This window comes from Aquabacterium sp. (assembly GCF_049317225.1).
Classification (GTDB): domain Bacteria; phylum Pseudomonadota; class Gammaproteobacteria; order Burkholderiales; family Burkholderiaceae_C; genus Aquabacterium.
On sequence record NZ_JBMOIR010000003.1, the window covers coordinates 92,961 to 109,803 of the forward strand.

The 16,843-nt window shown below is 62.0% G+C and carries 16 protein-coding genes; 11 read left to right on the plus strand and 5 right to left on the minus strand.

Features of this window, described 5'->3' with window-relative positions:
- Positions 1-61 precede the first annotated feature (61 nt).
- Positions 62-1,483 carry a bifunctional enoyl-CoA hydratase/phosphate acetyltransferase gene (locus ACOYNB_RS03720; RefSeq protein WP_422837776.1) on the plus strand — a complete coding sequence of 474 codons (1,422 nt, stop codon included), beginning with the start codon at positions 62-64 and terminating at the stop codon, positions 1,481-1,483.
- Between the two features lies 1 nt (position 1,484).
- Entirely contained in the window at positions 1,485-2,984 is a 1,500-nt protein-coding gene (locus ACOYNB_RS03725) for an efflux transporter outer membrane subunit (RefSeq protein ID WP_422837777.1), read from the plus strand.
- A gap of 91 nt (positions 2,985-3,075) precedes the next feature.
- On the opposite strand, the gene ilvC is transcribed toward ACOYNB_RS03725, so the two are convergent.
- From ilvC to ACOYNB_RS03740, 3 genes are all read right to left on the minus strand, one after another.
- Complete coding sequence (gene ilvC / locus ACOYNB_RS03730) at positions 3,076-4,092, minus strand: ketol-acid reductoisomerase (RefSeq protein WP_422837778.1); 1,017 nt, start codon at positions 4,090-4,092, stop codon at positions 3,076-3,078.
- A gap of 89 nt (positions 4,093-4,181) precedes the next feature.
- Positions 4,182-4,673, minus strand: a complete 492-nt coding sequence (ilvN, locus tag ACOYNB_RS03735) for an acetolactate synthase small subunit (protein WP_374255758.1) — start codon at positions 4,671-4,673, stop codon at positions 4,182-4,184.
- A 181-nt stretch (positions 4,674-4,854) separates the two neighbouring features.
- On the minus strand, positions 4,855-6,594 hold the full coding sequence (locus ACOYNB_RS03740) for an acetolactate synthase 3 catalytic subunit (protein ID WP_422837779.1): 1,740 nt from the start codon (positions 6,592-6,594) through the stop codon (positions 4,855-4,857).
- Between ACOYNB_RS03740 and ACOYNB_RS03745 the strand changes: the two genes are divergently transcribed.
- Genes ACOYNB_RS03745 through ACOYNB_RS03770 form a run of 6 tightly spaced genes read left to right on the plus strand, consistent with a single transcriptional unit; the run spans position 6,593 to position 10,213 of the window.
- Positions 6,593-6,877 carry a hypothetical protein gene (locus ACOYNB_RS03745; RefSeq protein ID WP_422837780.1) on the plus strand — a complete coding sequence of 95 codons (285 nt, stop codon included), beginning with the start codon at positions 6,593-6,595 and terminating at the stop codon, positions 6,875-6,877. The two genes, ACOYNB_RS03740 and ACOYNB_RS03745, sit on opposite strands and share 2 nt — an antisense overlap.
- Positions 6,878-6,908: 31 nt before the next feature.
- Complete coding sequence (locus ACOYNB_RS03750; protein ID WP_422837781.1) at positions 6,909-7,493, plus strand: RNA polymerase sigma factor; 585 nt, start codon at positions 6,909-6,911, stop codon at positions 7,491-7,493.
- A gap of 23 nt (positions 7,494-7,516) precedes the next feature.
- On the plus strand, positions 7,517-8,128 hold the full coding sequence (locus ACOYNB_RS03755; RefSeq protein ID WP_422837782.1) for a DUF3619 family protein: 612 nt from the start codon (positions 7,517-7,519) through the stop codon (positions 8,126-8,128).
- 28 nt (positions 8,129-8,156) lie between these two features.
- The gene (locus tag ACOYNB_RS03760; protein ID WP_422837783.1) at positions 8,157-9,029 is read left to right on the plus strand and encodes a DUF3106 domain-containing protein; all 873 of its coding nucleotides are present in this window, start codon (positions 8,157-8,159) and stop codon (positions 9,027-9,029) included.
- A gap of 6 nt (positions 9,030-9,035) precedes the next feature.
- On the plus strand, positions 9,036-9,605 hold the full coding sequence (locus ACOYNB_RS03765; RefSeq protein ID WP_422837784.1) for an RDD family protein: 570 nt from the start codon (positions 9,036-9,038) through the stop codon (positions 9,603-9,605).
- Positions 9,602-10,213 carry a TIGR00730 family Rossman fold protein gene (locus ACOYNB_RS03770; protein ID WP_374255768.1) on the plus strand — a complete coding sequence of 204 codons (612 nt, stop codon included), beginning with the start codon at positions 9,602-9,604 and terminating at the stop codon, positions 10,211-10,213. Before ACOYNB_RS03765 ends, ACOYNB_RS03770 begins: the two co-directional genes overlap by 4 nt.
- A gap of 4 nt (positions 10,214-10,217) precedes the next feature.
- Here ACOYNB_RS03770 and ACOYNB_RS03775 read toward each other — a convergent pair whose 3' ends face one another.
- A complete protein-coding gene (locus tag ACOYNB_RS03775; RefSeq protein ID WP_374255868.1) occupies positions 10,218-10,556 on the minus strand; it encodes a P-II family nitrogen regulator in 339 nt (112 codons plus the stop codon).
- A gap of 135 nt (positions 10,557-10,691) precedes the next feature.
- Entirely contained in the window at positions 10,692-12,398 is a 1,707-nt protein-coding gene (locus ACOYNB_RS03780; RefSeq protein ID WP_422837785.1) for an NAD+ synthase, read from the minus strand.
- Between the two features lie 288 nt (positions 12,399-12,686).
- On the opposite strand from ACOYNB_RS03780, the gene ACOYNB_RS03785 reads away from it, so the two are divergent.
- The 3 genes from ACOYNB_RS03785 to ACOYNB_RS03795 all read left to right on the plus strand — a co-directional run bounded on the left by ACOYNB_RS03785 (position 12,687) and on the right by ACOYNB_RS03795 (position 16,768).
- Entirely contained in the window at positions 12,687-14,120 is a 1,434-nt protein-coding gene (locus ACOYNB_RS03785) for an NAD(P)/FAD-dependent oxidoreductase (protein ID WP_422837786.1), read from the plus strand.
- A 132-nt stretch (positions 14,121-14,252) separates the two neighbouring features.
- On the plus strand, positions 14,253-16,118 hold the full coding sequence (locus tag ACOYNB_RS03790; RefSeq protein WP_422837787.1) for a M24 family metallopeptidase: 1,866 nt from the start codon (positions 14,253-14,255) through the stop codon (positions 16,116-16,118).
- A gap of 110 nt (positions 16,119-16,228) precedes the next feature.
- The gene (locus tag ACOYNB_RS03795) at positions 16,229-16,768 is read left to right on the plus strand and encodes a hemerythrin domain-containing protein (RefSeq protein WP_422837788.1); all 540 of its coding nucleotides are present in this window, start codon (positions 16,229-16,231) and stop codon (positions 16,766-16,768) included.
- The last annotated feature ends 75 nt before the right edge of the window (positions 16,769-16,843 follow it).

Genomic DNA, 16,843 nt, shown 5'->3' on the forward strand with positions numbered 1-16,843 from the left:
CGAGCGCGCCCAACACACCCGTCTGGCGACTTGAACCGACCTACAGAACGATTAAACAAGCATGAACCTGAGCCCGAACCCTCATACGCTGCTGGAGAACCGGACCTACGACGAACTGCAAGTGGGAGACACTGCTTCGTTGACACGCACGCTGACCAAGGACGACATCGACGCCTTTGCCATCCTCAGTGGCGATGTGAACCCCGCTCACCTTGATGACGCCTACGCCGCCGAGACGCCGTTCCAGAAAGTGATCGGCCACGGCATGTGGGGCGGCACCTTGATCTCGACGATTTTGGGGACCCAGCTGCCCGGCCCCGGCACCATCTACGTTGGCCAGACCCTGCGCTTTGTGCGCCCCGTGTACCTGGGCGACATCATCACCGTGACGCTCACCGTCAAGGAAAAGCGCCCCAAGAACATGGTGCTGCTGGACTGCGTGTGCAGCAACCAGCACGGCAAACCGGTCATTCTGGGTGAAGCTGAAATCATGGCCCCCACCACCAAGGTCAGCCGCCCACAGGCCGCGCTGCCCGAGTTGGGCCTGATGCGTCACGAGCGTTTTGAACGGCTGGTGTCGCGCATCGAAGGTGACGAGCCCGTACGCACCGCCGTGGTCAATCCCGACACGGCCGAGAACCTCGTCGCCATGATGGAGTGCGCCCGCGCCGGTCTCATCAAGCCCATCGTCATCGGCCCACGCGCCCACATTGGCAAGCTGGCCGACGAGGCACAAATTGACCTGGCTGGCTGCGAATGGCGCGACGCGCCCACCGCCGTCAAGGCTGCACACGTGGCCGTGGAAATGGCGCGCGCCAAAGAAGTGGGCGCCATCATGCAAGGTGCCATCCCCGTGCACATCCTGCTGCACCTGGTGCTGCGCCACGCAGGCGGCCTGCGCACGGCCCGCCGCATGTCGCACGCCTATGTGGTGGACGTGCCCACCTGCGAGCACCCGCTGATGATCACCGACGCCGAAGTCAACGTCAGCCCCTCTCTGGAAGACAAGCGCGACATCGTTCAAAACGCCATCGATCTGGCCAACCTGCTGCACTTCGACAACCCATCGGTCGCCATCCTCTCGGCTGCAGAAGAGTTCAACAGCAATCTGGCCTCGTCGGCCGATGCCGCTGTGCTGTGCAAGATGTACGAGCGCGAGCACATCACTGGTGCGCTGGTTGATGGCCCCATGACCTTCGATGCGGCCATCCGCCCCGAGGTCGCGGCCCGCAAGTACCCCAATTCACACGTCGCCGGACGCGCCAACATCCTGATGGTGCCCAACCTGGAAGCCGCCAACATGCTGATCAAGCAGATGGCACACCTCGCACATGCCGACATCGCCGGCATCGTGCTGGGCGCCCAGGTGCCGGTGATCCTGACCAACCCCAACGAAAGTACGCGCACCCGCCTGGCGTCTGCGGCATTTGCCCAATTGCTGGCCAATGCCAACAAGCGCCACCCGCAAGCGCCCGCTCTGTGAGATGACACAACCAGCCACCCTTGCACCTCGCCTTTCACTGACTGCACTGTGTGCGTGCTTGGCCTTGAGTGGATGCGCCACCATCGCGGTGGACATGCCCAAAGCGCCGGACACGCCACAAACCTTCACGCAGGTGCCCAGCACCACCGTGAACGCCGACATCGCACAGTGGTGGCTGGGGGTGGCAGACCCCACCTTGCAGCGCCTCATCGAACGAGGCCTGTCGCAAAGCACCGAAGTTCGCATGGCGCTGGCCCGGGTGAAGGAAGCCCGTGCCGTCATCACACAGGCCGAATCCGCGCTGTACCCCACACTCAAAGGCTTTGGCGCCACGGGACGAATCAAGCCTGATGAATTGCGTGGCCCCGGCATGGCCGCCACGCCTGTGTTGCCAGGCGTGACCCTGCCCGCCATCCCTGCCAAGATCGATGACGCACCCAGCGCCAATGTCAGCACCTTTGGTGTGGCCGCAGCATGGGAGATTGATGTCTTTGGTGCGCGCCGCAGCGATGCCGACGCCGCTCGCCAAGCCGCACTGGCCTACGAAGAAAAACAACACGGCGCCCAGTTGATGGTGGCCGGTGAAATTGCCAACAACTACATCGAAGCACGCAGCATCGAGCACCGGCAACGCCTGCTCCGCCAAAGCCTGGACACCGCGCGCCAGCTGCAGCGCTACGCCCAAGGCCGCTTTGATGCTGGCCAGGCCACTCGCTATGACGTGGACCGGGCACGCAGCCAAGTTGACGCCCTGGCCGCCATGCAGGCCCCACTGGACACCTTGCTCAGCGCACGCCTGCGTCGCTTGGCCGTGCTCACAGGTCAAGCACCCGAGGCTTTGACCGCCCTGCCCGCCCCCACCGCGCAAGCCCCGGCCGATGCCACCGTGATCCCGGCCAAGCTGCCCACGGTCTTGCCGTCTGACGTGCTCGAGCGCCGCCCCGACGTGCGAGGCAGCGCCAATCAAGTGCGCGCATTGGCCGCCCGACTCGGCAGCGCCAAGGCCGACCTCTTGCCCCGCTTCTACCTGGGTTTTCTGGCCAATGATGGTCGCGTCGAACTCGGCGACCTGGCCACAACCAGCGGCCGCTTCACCTCATGGGGCGCGGGCGTCCAGGTGCCGCTGTTTGAAGGCGGCCGCATTCGGGCCAACATCCGTCAGGCCGACGCCCGCCTTGAGGGCGCAGGCATTCAGTACGAACAAACGGTCCTGACCGCGCTCGAAGATGTCGAGAACGCCTACGCCGCACGCCGCGCACTGGACGAACGCGCCACACTGCTCACCAGCGCCTGGAAGGCCTCCGATGATGGCGCCCGACACGCGCAGCGTCTGTTTGCCGAAGGGCGTGGTTTGCTCGCACCCGTGCTGGAAGCCCGCCTGTCGTCCCTGCAGCGTGAAGACGAACTCGTGCAGGCCCAAACCGCGCGAGCCCTGAGCACCGTCATGCTCTACAAAGCCATCGGCGGTGGCTGGCAAGACATCCCGCAGCCTGCGCCATGACCGCCGCCTCGGCACCATGAAAAAAGCCGCCGGGCTTGCACCTCGGCGGCTTTTTTGTCTGAGCAGAAACCGGCGGATGCCGGCTCCCGGATCAGTTCTTGGACTGGTCGACCAGCTTGTTCTTGGCGATCCAAGGCATCATGGCGCGCAGTTCGGCACCGACCTTTTCGATCGGGTGATCGGCGGTCAGGCGACGACGAGCGGTCATGCTTGGGTAGTTGGTGCGGCCTTCCAGGATGAACATCTTGGCGTATTCGCCTGTCTGGATGCGCTTCAGAGCGTTGCGCATGGCTTCGCGCGACTTCTCGTTGATCACTTCCACGCCCGTCACGTACTCGCCGTATTCGGCGTTGTTCGAGATCGAGTAGTTCATGTTGGCGATGCCGCCTTCGTACATCAGGTCGACGATCAGCTTCAGCTCGTGCAGGCACTCGAAGTAGGCCATTTCAGGAGCGTAACCAGCTTCGGTCAGGGTTTCGAAGCCCATCTTCACCAGTTCAACCGCGCCACCGCACAGAACGGCTTGCTCGCCGAACAGGTCGGTTTCGGTTTCTTCACGGAAGTTGGTTTCGATCACGCCACCCTTGGTGCCGCCGTTGGCCGCAGCGTAGGACAGAGCGATGTCCTTGGCCTTGCCGGACACGTCTTGGTACACAGCGATCAGGGAAGGCACGCCGCCACCCTTCAGGTACTCGGAACGCACGGTGTGGCCAGGGCCCTTGGGGGCAACCATGATCACGTCCAGGTCAGCGCGAGGCACGACTTGGTTGTAATGCACGTTGAAGCCGTGAGCGAAAGCCAGCGTGGCACCCTTCTTGATGTTGGGGGCGACGTTGTTGTTGTACACCTCAGGGATGTTTTCGTCAGGCAACAGGATCATGACGACGTCGGCGGCCTTCACGGCTTCGTCGACTTCAGCGACCTTCAGGCCAGCGCCTTCAGCCTTGGACCACGATGCACCACCCTTGCGCAGACCGACCGTCACGTTGACGCCCGAGTCACGCAGGTTTTGGGCGTGAGCGTGGCCTTGCGAACCGTAACCCACGATGGTGACGTTCTTGCCCTTGATCAGGCTCAGATCGGCGTCCTTGTCGTAATAGACCTTCATGTTTGTAGCTCCGTCGGTAGCTGTTGAATGCCCGAAAAAATCAGGCAGGTTGTTCAATGAGATAGCGGGGTTGGGGAGACTGCGGAGAGTCAGACGCGCAGAATGCGCTCGCCGCGCCCGATCCCGCTGGTCCCGGTGCGCACGGTTTCGAGGATGGCGGCACGGTCGATGGCTTCAATGAAGGCATCCAGCTTGTGTGCGTCACCCGTCAATTCGATGGTGTAAGTCTTGTCGGTCACGTCGATGATGCGACCACGGAAGATGTCGGCCATGCGCTTCATTTCTTCGCGCTCCTTGCCCACCGCACGAACCTTGATGAGCATCAGCTCACGCTCGGTGTAGGGGCCTTCGGAAAGGTCGACCACCTTGACGACTTCGATCAGTCGGTTCAGGTGCTTGGTGATCTGTTCGATCACGTCATCCGAGCCATGCGTGACGATGGTCATGCGCGACAGCGAAGGATCTTCGGTCACGGCCACGGTCAGGCTCTCAATGTTGTAGCCACGGGCAGAGAACAGACCCACCACGCGCGACAGGGCGCCGGCTTCGTTCTCAACCAGGAGGGCAATGATGTGTTTCATGTTGATCGTCCTTTCGGGCTCTTGAGCCACTGCGGCGGTAACCGCAGTGCCGTGGCCGCGTAGTGCGATGAATGCGTTGTCTTGTTGGTCCGGCAAGGGCTTCACAGAGGCCCGACAGACACCGGCAAGTGTCTGCCTGCATCTGCGTCACCCATGCCGGGTCTGGCTCAGTGTCTGACGATCACAGTTCCTCGGAACCCAGCAGCATCTCGGAGATGCCCTTGCCGGCCTTGACCATCGGCCACACGTTTTCAGTGGGGTCGGTGCGGATGTCCAGGAACACGGTGCGATCCTTCAGCTTGATGGCTTCGCGCAGGGCGCCTTCGACGTCTTCCGGACGCTCGATCAGCAGACCCACGTGGCCATAAGCCTCGGCCAGCTTGACGAAGTCAGGCAGCGCGTCCATGTAGCTGTGCGAGTAACGGCCGGAGTATTCCAGCTGTTGCCACTGACGCACCATGCCCAGGTAGCGGTTGTTCAGAGCCAGGACCTTCACAGGCGTGTTGTACTGCTTGCAGGTCGACAGTTCCTGAATACACATCTGGATCGAGCCTTCGCCCGTGATACAGAAGACGTCCGACTCAGGCTTGGCCAGCTTGATGCCCATGGCGTAAGGCAGACCCACGCCCATGGTGCCCAGACCGCCGGAGTTGATCCAGCGACGAGGCTCTTCGAACTTGCTGTACTGCGCGGCGAACATCTGGTGCTGACCGACGTCCGACGTGATGTAGTAGTCGGTGCCCTTGGTCAGCTCGGCCAGCTTCTCGATCACGGCCTGAGGCTTGATCACCTCGGTCGAAGTCTTGAACTTCAGGCACTCGCGCTTCTTCCACTCGTTGATCTGGCTCCACCAGCTTTCCAGAGCCTTGGGCTCGACGCGCTGGTTGGTTTCCTTGATCTGAGCAATCATTTCCAGCAGCACGTCCTTCACATCGCCCACGATGGGGATGTCGACCTTGACGCGCTTCGAGATCGACGAGGGGTCGATGTCGATGTGGATGATCTTGCGCTCGACTTGAGCAAAGTGCTTAGGATTGCCGATCACGCGGTCGTCGAAGCGAGCACCGATGGCGATGACCACGTCAGCATTCTGCATGGTCATGTTGGCTTCGTACGTACCGTGCATGCCCAGCATGCCCAGGAAGGTCTTGTCCGAAGCAGGGATGGCACCCAGGCCCATCAGGGTGCTGGTGCTGGGGTAGCCCAGCATGCTGACCAGTTCACGCAGTTCCTTGGAGGCCTCGCCCAGGATCACACCGCCGCCGGTGTAAATGTAGGGGCGCTTGGCCGTCAGCATCAACTGAACTGCCTTGCGGATCTGACCGCCGTGGCCCTTGCGCACGGGGTTGTACGAACGCATTTCCACCGACTCGGGGTAGTGGAAAGCGGTGGTCTTGAGCGACACGTCCTTCGGTATGTCGACCACGACAGGGCCTGGACGGCCGGTGCGGGCGATGTGGAAGGCCTTCTTCATGGTCTCGGCCAGATCGGCCACGTCCTTGACCAGGAAGTTGTGCTTAACGATGGGACGGGTGATACCGACGGTGTCACATTCCTGGAAGGCGTCCAGACCGATGGCGGCCGTGGGCACCTGACCGGTGATGATCACCATCGGGATGGAGTCCATGTAGGCGGTGGCGATACCGGTGATCGCGTTGGTCACGCCTGGACCGGAGGTCACGAGCGCCACACCGACTTCGCCTGTGGCACGTGCGTAACCGTCAGCAGCGTGAACGGCAGCCTGTTCGTGGCGCACGAGCACGTGCTCGATGGAATCTTGTTTGTACAGCGCGTCGTAGATGTACAGCACTGCGCCGCCTGGGTAACCCCAGATGTACTTGGTGTTCTCGGCCTGCAGGCAGCGGACCAGAATCTCAGAACCGTTGAGGATGTCGCCGCCGTGGGCGTTAGTCGTATCCATGATGAATGAAACCTTTCCGAATTTCTCTAACGAAAAACGATCGGTGCCCCTCTACATCGTGCTGAACACAGTGTTCAACCCGACAGCACTGCGACCACGGATGGCCAGCGTGCTCGCCCTTGTGAGGCGGATTTGGAGCGTGCGCGGCCTGCCACTGACGCCGGTTGGGCGGACAGATTCAGACCAGATCGAGATGACGCAAAAGCTGACATTATCGCACCCCTTGGCATCAATTCAACAATTCAGCTTGTTTCTGGCGCCGAATCAAACGCGGCGTGCATAATTCGCTCCGCAAATCGCAGTAGCTTTTAGCCTTGAACGCGCCCGCCAAACCATCCACCGAACAGGACCTCAACGCCTTCCTGATCAGCGTTGAGCGCCGTGCATTCAAACGCACGGTCTTTGCCGTGCGGGATGAGGACGCAGCCTTGGACATCGTGCAGGACGCGATGATTCGACTGGTCCAAAGCTACGCGGACAGGCCACCCAACGAGTGGCCCATGCTGTTTCAGCGGATCCTGTCCAACGCCACACTGGACTGGTTTCGGCGGCAAAAGGTCCGTAAGGCCGTCTTTACAAACATCGGGGAACTTGAATCCTCTGCCGAGGACGAAGATGGGGACTTTGACCTCCTGTCCGTCCTGAGGTCAGACGAAGCTGGCACAGAAGGTGCTGACGATGGCGCCAGTCGCACAGAAATGTTGCAACTGATTGAAAAGGAAATCGAAAAGCTGCCCGCACGTCAACGAGAAGCCTTCCTGCTGCGTTACTGGGAGGAACTGGACGTCGCCGAAACGGCCGCCGCGATGGGATGCTCCGAAGGGAGTGTGAAAACCCATTGCTCGCGTGCTGTACAGGCATTGGCCAAGGCACTTCAATCCAAAGGCGTCACATTGTGAAAAACCGCACCACTCCATCACCGTTGACTGATGCACAGCGCGAGGCCATTGAGGCTCGTTTCGCGATGCGTTTGAGCGCGCGCCTGGATGCAGGTGCGCAGAGCCTTCCGCATGACATTTCCGAGCGCTTGCGCGTCGCGCGTGAGCAGGCGATTCGCGTTGCGCTGGCCGGCCGCCTGAGCGCGGGCACCGAGGCAGCACATGTCTCGGTGCCCGTCATGCAACCCGAACTGACTCTTGCCGGTGCAGGCGGATCGTTTACCGGCCCCTCTGCAGGCATCCCCGCATGGCGTGAAGCTGCTCAGGCTCGCTCGCCATCCCATGGTCGAAAAATGGACGACGGCCCATTGGGTTGGGGCTGGCGTTTGGCGACGGTGCTCCCCATTTTGGCCCTGTTGGGTGGACTGTGGGGCGTGAACCACTACCAAAAGCAGGAGCAAGTCGAAGCCACCACGGATGTCGACATGGCTCTGCTGACAGACGAACTTCCACCTGACGCCTACTCGGACCCTGGATTCGAAGCCTATCTGAAGGGCGACACTGGTCCAACCGTTCGTGCTGTTGAGGACATGCCGCCTGAAGCGGACGGCGACCTCAAGACCACGGAAACCGCACCGGCGTCCTCCACACCTTGATGCGCGACTTAGGAGCGACCACGAACCCATGACTCAATGCACCTGGCCCGGACCGATAGATGCCCGCTTGATGGCAGGTTTTGCGTTGTTTGTTGCTTTGACCACGGGATTCGCCTACGCACAAAAGTCACCCGGGCACACGCCGACGCCCGCTACTGCGGCGCCTGCAACAGACGCGCCCGAATGGTTGGAATTGCCCCCACATCACCGTCAAGTGCTGGCCCCACTGGCAAGTCACTGGGCATCCATGGACGATGTGGTTCGACAAAAATGGGTCAACGTCGCCAATCGCTATGACTCGCTGAAACCGACGGAACAGGCGCGCATGCGCGATCGCATGACCAGTTGGTCCAACTTGTCGGCTCAAAAGCGCGGGGAAGCACGCCTGCGATTCCAGCAAGCCCGACAGTTGTCGCCGGAAGAGCGCCAGCGCAAATGGGAAGCCTATCGCGCCCTGCCAGCAGAGGCACGCCAAGAGCTGACCCGGCAGGCTCACCGCCAAGCGCATCCGGTGTATCTGCCCGATAACGTGGCTGGCCCACGAGAGGCCAAGCAAGCTTTCAGCGCCAAGCGTTTGCCTATCACGGCAGACGGTGGTCGCAAGGTCAATGCGGCACCGCATGGCAGCAGTGCTGCCGTGATTGCGCCCAAGGTCGTCGCACCGGCGACCGTGCAGGCGGGCCCTGGTGCCACCACCATGCTGCTGACCCAGCCCCCGATGCCGCCCGCACATCAACAGACGGGGCGCCCCAAGATCAGCGCCGACAAAGCACTGGTCAACCCGGTAACATTGTTGCCTCGCCAAACTGCCGCGGCAGTTGGTTCATCCCCCTCGCAGCCTGAGATGCCCCCCAAAGCCGCCAACACGAGTGCCAGCCAGGCGACACGCTCCCTTCCCTGATCTTCCATGTCACTTCTCAAAATTCCCGAGCAAGGCGGCCTCGGCGCGAACACTTGCGCCGAACGTGCACAAGGTCCTGCACCAGCCGTGCTACGCCGCATGGCCGCTTTTTTGTATGAAGGCGTCCTGCTGTTTGGCTTGGTGATGGTGGTTGGCGCGGTGTACAGCATCAGCGTGAACCAGCAACATGGGCTGCACGGACGCGAAGGCATGATGGCCGTGCAGTTTCTGGCTTTGGCGCTTTACTTCATCTGGATGTGGACGCACGGCGGCCAGACCCTGGCACTCAAGACCTGGCAACTGCGCGTGCTGGCTGCCAACGGTCAACCCATCTCGCCACGCCAGGCCTTGGGGCGCTTCATGCTGAGCTGGCTGTGGTTCATGCCCGCTTGGGTCACCGCTTGGGCCGCCGAGCAGCTGACTGGCATGCACAATTCCGGACTGCTATATGGCGTCATGCTCGCGTGGATCGTCATCTATGCCGCGTTGACACGCTTGCTGCCTCAAGGGCAGTTTCTGCATGACCTGATCTGCGGCACACGCATCATCGACAACCGCAAACAGGTGCCCGCATGACCCTGTCTCTCTGTGTTTACTGTGGCTCCCGCAACGGGCACGACGAGGCTCACCTGGCTGCGGCCCGCGAGGTCGGACGTCAGATTGGTCTGCGCGGCTGGCGACTGGTGTACGGCGGTGGCAGCACAGGCCTGATGGGCGCGGTGGCCGACGCCGCACTGGCGGCCGGTGCCGAGGTGATCGGCGTGATTCCTGAGCGGCTGATCCAGAAAGAGCTGGGGCACGGCGGCGTCACCGACCTGCAGGTTGTGGACAGCATGCATGAGCGCAAGCACCGCATGGCCATGCAGTCGGACATGTTCATCGCCCTGCCTGGCGGCATCGGCACGATGGAAGAAATCTTCGAGGTCTGGACCTGGCGCCAGCTGGGCTACCACCGCAAGGCCGTGGGTCTGCTGAACGTGGCTGGGTATTACGACAACCTGCTGCGCTTCATCAACGATTGCCGTGATGGGGGCTTCCTGTGGCCCGATGTGCAAGAGTTGCTGCAAGTGAACAGTGACATCCCTGCCCTGCTCGACAGCCTGGCGGCCGAACAAGCCCGTCTGAAAGCACAAACGCCGCCCGACCTGGAACCAGGCCCTGGCGGCGTTTCGCCGGAAATCTGAAAAATCAGACGGCGGCTTCGTCGGTCTCGCCGGTGCGAATGCGCACCACTTGCTCCACCGGCGTCACAAAGATCTTGCCGTCACCGATCTTGCCGGTCTTGGCAGCGTTGACGATGGCGTCGATGCAGCGCTCGACGTCGTCAGCCTTGACCACGACTTCGATCTTGACCTTAGGCAGGAAGTCAACCACGTACTCTGCACCGCGATACAGCTCGGTGTGGCCCTTCTGACGACCAAAACCCTTGACTTCGGTCACGGTCAAGCCCGTCACACCCACTTCTGCCAGTGCCTCACGCACCTCTTCGAGCTTGAATGGCTTGATGACTGCGGTGATCTGTTTCATGGTCATGGCGGGGAACTCCGGATAAGGTCAGGGAATTACTTTGTGGTGTCACAGCACTGTTGTTGCAGTGCAAGACTGATATTTAAGCACGTCTGCGCAGCAAAGGTGTCATGTCCGAGCGTCAGGTGTGCCGGATCAGGCACGGAATCGGGACGTGATGGGATAGCGCCAGTCACGACCAAACGAACGGTGGGTGATGCGGATGCCCACCGGCGCCTGACGGCGCTTGTATTCGTTGATCTTCAGCAGGCGGGTGACCTTGTCGACATCGGCCTGGGGGTAACCGGCCGCCACGATTTCGTCGATGGACTGGTCATGCTCCATGTAGCGCTCGAGGATGGCATCGAGCACGTCGTACTCCGGCAGGCTGTCCTGGTCTTTCTGATCGGGACGCAGTTCGGCGGAAGGGGGACGCGTGATGATGCGATCGGGTATGGGCTCGACCTGCCCCAGCGCTGCAGCCTGCGCATTGCGCCAACGCGACAGGCGGTACACCGTGGTCTTGACCAAGTCCTTGATGACGGCAAAGCCCCCGGCCATGTCGCCATAGAGGGTGCAGTAGCCGGTCGCCATTTCGCTCTTGTTGCCCGTGGTCAGCACGATGGCCCCGGTCTTGTTGGACAAGGCCATCAGCAAGGTGCCACGGATGCGGGCCTGGATGTTTTCTTCGGTGGTGTCTTCCTGTCGCCCGACAAACAACGGCGCCAGAGAAGCCTTGAAAGCTTCGAACTCGGGAGCGATGGCGATTTCGTCATGACGCACCCCCAGACGGTCAGCCATGTCCTTGGCGTCGATCCACGAGATGTCGGCGGTGTACGGCGACGGCATCATGACGGTGCGCACCTTGTCGGCACCCAAGGCATCGACCGCGATGGCCAGCACCAATGCTGAGTCAATGCCACCCGACAGCCCGATGATGGCGCCGGGGAAACCATTTTTGCCCACGTAATCCCGCACGCCACACACCAAGGCGGCCCAGATTTCAGCGTCGGTGGACAGGGGGGCGGCCAGATCGCCGCTCACCTCGCCATGGGGCTGCAACGTCACGGCCAGCGAAGCCACTTCAAAGCTTGGGGCACGGGCGCAAACCTGCCCTTGCGCGTTGACGGCAAAGGAGGCGCCGTCGAACACGACCTCATCCTGCCCGCCCGTCATGTGGGCGTAAACCAGCGGCAAACCCAGTTGGCGCGCGCAATCGCCCATGCGCGCCTCGCGTTCGACACGCTTGCCGGCATGGAAGGGGGAGGCGTTGAGCACCACCAGCGCCTGAGCGCCCTGTGCCACGGCGGACTGCGCAGGCTCATCAAACCAGGCGTCTTCGCAGACCAGCAGGGCGACGCGCCAGCCCAACACATCGACCACCACGGGGCCAAGACCGGCCTCTCGTCCGCTGATGAAATAGCGGCGCTCGTCAAAGACCTGGTAGTTCGGCAACTCGCGCTTGGCGTAACTGGCCACCAACTGGCCACCACGAATGAGCGTGGCGGCATTCAGCCGACGTGGCACGGACCACGAACGTGTCCGCACGTCGTCACCAGCCGTCATGGGGTGCCCCAGGACCAAGTGCAGGTCAGGGAGATCTGACAGGCCTTGGGCAATGTGCTGGGTGGCGTCATCGCAGGCGGCCATGAAGGCGGGGCGAAGCAGCAGGTCTTCCGGCGGATACCCGCACAGCGCCATCTCGGGCGTCACCACCAGTCGCGCGCCGCTGGCATAAGCCCGTCTTGCCATGTCGATGATTGTGCGGGCATTACCTTGCAAGTCACCCACGATGGGGTTGAATTGCAGCAAGGCCACGGCAAGGGCCTGTTCGGGTACAGAGACGGTGGACAGGGAATTCATGGAGACAGTTCGCGGCTTCTTGCGCGCACCTGCGCGCGCAAGTGAGCATGGTAACGGCCTTGTCATCCAATTTCCGTGCCTACCGGCATTCGCCCCGCGCAGCGCAGCCACACGAATGGGCACTTCGAAGCGGAAGACAGCAATTTTCATCAGGAAACCGGCAAATGAAGTCCGTTTATCCCTTGATCCGGGGACGCACAAAGTTTGTGCAGGCTCGAAAAATGCTTCAAGACCTTGGTATAAACGCTGACTTTTCTCGGGCTCTGCCCACCTACCCGTTCGACGAGCATGCTGTTTTCAAAGTCCAAGACGCCATCTGCCGCCCAACCTGTCGCGCCTCGTCAAGGTAAGCCCCGTGTCGTGATCATCGGCTGTGGTTTTGGTGGGCTGGAGGCCGCCAAGGCTTTGGCACAGGCTGACGTCGAAATCGTGGTGATTGACCGCACCAACCACCACCTGTTCCAGCCCTTGCTGTACCAGGTGGCCACGGCGGGGCTGCCCGCGCCCGCGATTGCGGGCCCGATCCGCCACATCCTGCGCAAGCAGATTGCGCAAGGCAACCTGACCGTGTTGATGGGTGAGGTCACGTCGATTGACTGCGCATCGGACTGTGTGGTGCTGGATGGTGGCGAGCACATTCACTTCGATCACCTGATCCTGGCGGCTGGCGCCACGCACAGCTATTTCGGGCGGGACGACTGGGCCAAGTACGCGCCGGGCCTAAAGACCTTGGGTGATGCGTTCACCATTCGCCGTCGCGTGCTGACCGCTTTCGAGCAGGCCGAGCGCGAGACCGACCCTGTCAAGCGCGAACCGTGGCTGACCTTTGCGGTGGTGGGCGCAGGCCCCACCGGGGTGGAGATGGCCGGCACGATGGCCGAGATTGCGCAGCACACTTTGAGCGCAGAGTTCCGTCGGATTGACTCGCGGATGGCGCGCGTGATTTTGCTGGAAGGCGCACCACGCGTTTTGGGCACCTTCACCGAGGACCTGTCTCACCGCGCTCAAGAGCAGCTGGAGATGCTGGGTGCGGAGGTGCTGCCTGGCGCCAAGGTCACCAACATCAATGCGTTTGGGATCAATTACGACCTGATGGAAAATCAGGCCGATGGCACCAGCAAGGTGGTTTCACATTTCCTGCCCACCCGCACGGTGATCTGGGCAGCAGGTGTCGCCGCATCACCGCTGGGCAAGGCGCTGGCCAAGAGCACCGGATGTGAGCTTGATCGCGCTGGCCGCGTGGTGGTGCAACCGGACCTGACCATTCCCGGCCACCCCAACATCTATGTGGTGGGCGACTTGGCCTCGGCCAAGAGCTATCTGGATCCGGAAAATCCCACGCCGGTACCTGGTGTCAGCCCGGGTGCCAAGCAGATGGGGCGCAAAGCCGCCTTCAACATCATGCGACGCCTCAAAGGTCTGGACGCACAGGCCTTCCGCTACTTCGATTACGGTTCGATGGCGACCATTGGCAAGCGTGCGGCCGTGGCCATGATCGACATCCCGTTCACCAAGAAGCGCGTTCGCTTCAGCGGCTTTGCGGCATGGTTGTTCTGGCTGTTTGTGCACGTGTACTTCCTGATCGGTTTCCGCAATCGCACGGTGGTGATGATGGACTGGGCATGGGCTTACTTCACCTCCCAACGCCACGCACGGGTGTTCCCCGATCCGCACGCGCTGGAGCCGAACGCCCGCGTGGTGCGGGTGAATCCGCAAGACTGACGGGCACGGCTGGGCGCCGGACGCGCCGTGGTCGCAAGTCCACGGTGACGCATGGCGCAGCAGGCTCGTGGCAACATTGGGGCGTTCAGCCCCTTTTTTGCGCCTGCGCCCCCCTCGCCCTTCGCTGTGACCATGACTGTTGACACCCTGCCCCCAACCCACCCGGATATTGCAGCCCGCCTTCAGGCGCTGCGCACGCACATGGCCGGACAGGGGTGGCAGGCTGTGCTGGTGCCCAGCAGCGACCCCCATCTTTCAGAATACCTGCCAGATCGCTGGCAGGGCCGCCAGTGGCTGAGTGGCTTCACCGGGTCGTCTGGCACGCTGCTCGTGTCTGCAGAGAAAGCTGCGCTGTTCACCGACAGCCGCTACTGGGAACAAGCGGAAGCCGAGCTCGCCGGGTCCGGCATTGATCTGGTCAAACTGGAAGGGCCAGCTGTGCCGGCTTACGTGGCATGGTTGTCGACTTTGACACATGCGCCCTCGCCTGCCGCCTTGGCTGTCGATGGCGCGGTGCTGGGGCTGGCACAGGCGCAGCAATTGCAAGCCGCGCTGGCCGCAGCGGGCTGGAGCATGCACACCGAAACCGATGTGCTGGATGGCCCTTGGTCGCCCCGCCCCGCGCTGCCCGCCGGTGCGGTGTTTGAGCACGAAGCACCTTTCAGCACCACACCGCGTGCGACGAAGCTGGCCGAGGTACGTGCGCTCATGCAGGCCAAGGGGGCGACACATCACTGGATTGCCACCTTGGACGATCTGGCCTGGTTGCTGAACTTGCGCGGCGCGGATGTGGATTACAACCCCGTCTTCCTGGGGCACGCACTGGTCAGCCTGACACAGCTGGAATTGTTTGTGGGTGAAGACAAGATCAGCAATGCACTGGCAGCCCGCTTGCAGGCCGACGGCGTGGTGCTGCGCCCCTATGACGCCGCGACGGCGGCACTGAATGGGCTGCCGGCCGACGCCGTGATGCTGATGGATCCCAAGCGGGTGACGTGGGGCCTGCGCGCGGCGGTGCCGGCGGGTGTCAAGGTGGTCGAAAGCATCAACCCCAGCACGCTGCTCAAATCACGCAAGACCGATGCTGAAGCGGCTTGCACCCGCGAAGCCATGGAACGCGATGGCGCTGCGATGTGCGCCTTCTATGCCTGGCTGGAACAAGCTCTGGGCACGACCTACGTCAGCGAACTCACGCTCGACGAGCGGATGACGGCAGAACGAGCCAAGCAGCCCGGTTATGTCTCGCTGAGTTTTCCGACCATTGCCGGCTTCAATGCCAACGGCGCTTTGCCCCACTACCGCGCAACCGAAGCGACCTTTGCCGTGCTCAGCACGCCCGAGGGCCTGACGGCGGAAGGCTTGCTGCTGATTGATTCGGGCGGGCAATACCTGGGCGGCACCACCGACATCACCCGCGTCTGGGCCATTGGCACCCCCACCGCTGCGCAGAAGCGAGATTTCACCTTGGTGCTCAAGGGCACCCTGGCCTTGTCTCGCACGCGCTTTCCGCAAGGCACGCTGGCCCCCATGCTGGATGCCATTGCGAGGGCCCCGCTGTGGGCCGAAGGGTTGGACTTTGGGCATGGCACCGGCCATGGCGTGGGCTACTTCTTGAATGTGCACGAGGGCCCACAGTCGATTTCCAAAGCCATTCCGACACAGGACATGGCCATGCAGCCCGGCATGATCACATCGATTGAGCCGGGTTTGTATCGCCCGGGGCAATGGGGCATCCGCATTGAAAACCTGGTCTTGAATGTGCCTGTGCCGCCAGCCGTGGCAGATGCAGCCCCTGGCACCCCGGAATACGGCCAGTACCTGGCGTTTGAGACCCTGAGCCTGTGTCCGATTGACACCCGCTGCATTGATCGCAGCTTGCTGTGCGACGATGAAATCGCCTGGCTGAACACCTACCACGCCGAAGTGCGACGCCGTCTGTCCCCGCTGGTCAGTGGCGATGCGCTGGATTGGTTGGTGCGACGCACCGAGGCCATGTGACACGGGTGACGCACTGAGCTTCCAGCGTCACCACGCTGCCACGGCCAGATTGCTTTAGATCAATCTGGGGCTGACCCGCCCCCTCAGCTTCATTGTGCTATCAATACGCCATGAAACCGATTTTGCAGCCCGTTGCCCCCAGCATCGACGATCCGCTGGAGTTATTGCGCGCCTGTCACGACAAGGTTCGCCGCTTCGCCACCCTGACACTCAAGCTCCGCGCGCACTTGGACGGGTTGGCGCATCCCACCTCTGGCGAGCATCATGTGGATGCGCAAGCACAAGAGGCTGCACAGTCCATCTTGCGCTATTTCGAGATGGCCGCGCCGCTGCATCATGAAGATGAAGACCTGAACCTCTTTCCTGCCCTGCGCGCGTTGGGCCAAAACCGGCTGACTCAGGCCATTGACAGCCTGGAAGCCGAACATCACTCGCTGGGGCACCTCTGGCAGGCCGTCACGCCCTGGCTACGTGCCATTGCCGCCGGTCAGGGCCATGCCCCCCCTGATGAGTTGGCCACCTTTGCGCACCGCTACATTGCGCACGCACAACGAGAAGAGGACGAGGTGTATCCGGCTGCAGACCAGTTATCCGCACAAACACTGACAGAAATCAGTGTAGCAATGGTGGCTCGGCGCACCCGCGCGTGAACTAAGTCGTCAACCACACTGATTGCTGCCAGGGGTTCTGCGCCAAGAACCGAATCGGCAGTCGTATGATGCGAC

Bases quoted from the DNA above. Each gene is read 5' to 3' on its own strand.
- ACOYNB_RS03720 (WP_422837776.1), top strand. From the start codon at position 62: ATGAACCTGAGCCCGAACCCTCATACGCTGCTGGAGAACCGGACCTAC.
- ACOYNB_RS03725 (WP_422837777.1), top strand. From the start codon at position 1,485: ATGACACAACCAGCCACCCTTGCACCTCGCCTTTCACTGACTGCACTG.
- ilvC (WP_422837778.1), bottom strand. From the start codon at position 4,092: ATGAAGGTCTATTACGACAAGGACGCCGATCTGAGCCTGATCAAGGGC.
- ilvN (WP_374255758.1), bottom strand. From the start codon at position 4,673: ATGAAACACATCATTGCCCTCCTGGTTGAGAACGAAGCCGGCGCCCTG.
- ACOYNB_RS03745 (WP_422837780.1), top strand. From the start codon at position 6,593: ATGATGAATGAAACCTTTCCGAATTTCTCTAACGAAAAACGATCGGTG.
- ACOYNB_RS03740 (WP_422837779.1), bottom strand. From the start codon at position 6,594: ATGGATACGACTAACGCCCACGGCGGCGACATCCTCAACGGTTCTGAG.
- ACOYNB_RS03760 (WP_422837783.1), top strand. From the start codon at position 8,157: ATGACTCAATGCACCTGGCCCGGACCGATAGATGCCCGCTTGATGGCA.
- ACOYNB_RS03765 (WP_422837784.1), top strand. From the start codon at position 9,036: ATGTCACTTCTCAAAATTCCCGAGCAAGGCGGCCTCGGCGCGAACACT.
- ACOYNB_RS03770 (WP_374255768.1), top strand. From the start codon at position 9,602: ATGACCCTGTCTCTCTGTGTTTACTGTGGCTCCCGCAACGGGCACGAC.
- ACOYNB_RS03775 (WP_374255868.1), bottom strand. From the start codon at position 10,556: ATGAAACAGATCACCGCAGTCATCAAGCCATTCAAGCTCGAAGAGGTG.
- ACOYNB_RS03780 (WP_422837785.1), bottom strand. From the start codon at position 12,398: ATGAATTCCCTGTCCACCGTCTCTGTACCCGAACAGGCCCTTGCCGTG.
- ACOYNB_RS03785 (WP_422837786.1), top strand. From the start codon at position 12,687: ATGCTGTTTTCAAAGTCCAAGACGCCATCTGCCGCCCAACCTGTCGCG.
- ACOYNB_RS03790 (WP_422837787.1), top strand. From the start codon at position 14,253: ATGACTGTTGACACCCTGCCCCCAACCCACCCGGATATTGCAGCCCGC.
- ACOYNB_RS03795 (WP_422837788.1), top strand. From the start codon at position 16,229: ATGAAACCGATTTTGCAGCCCGTTGCCCCCAGCATCGACGATCCGCTG.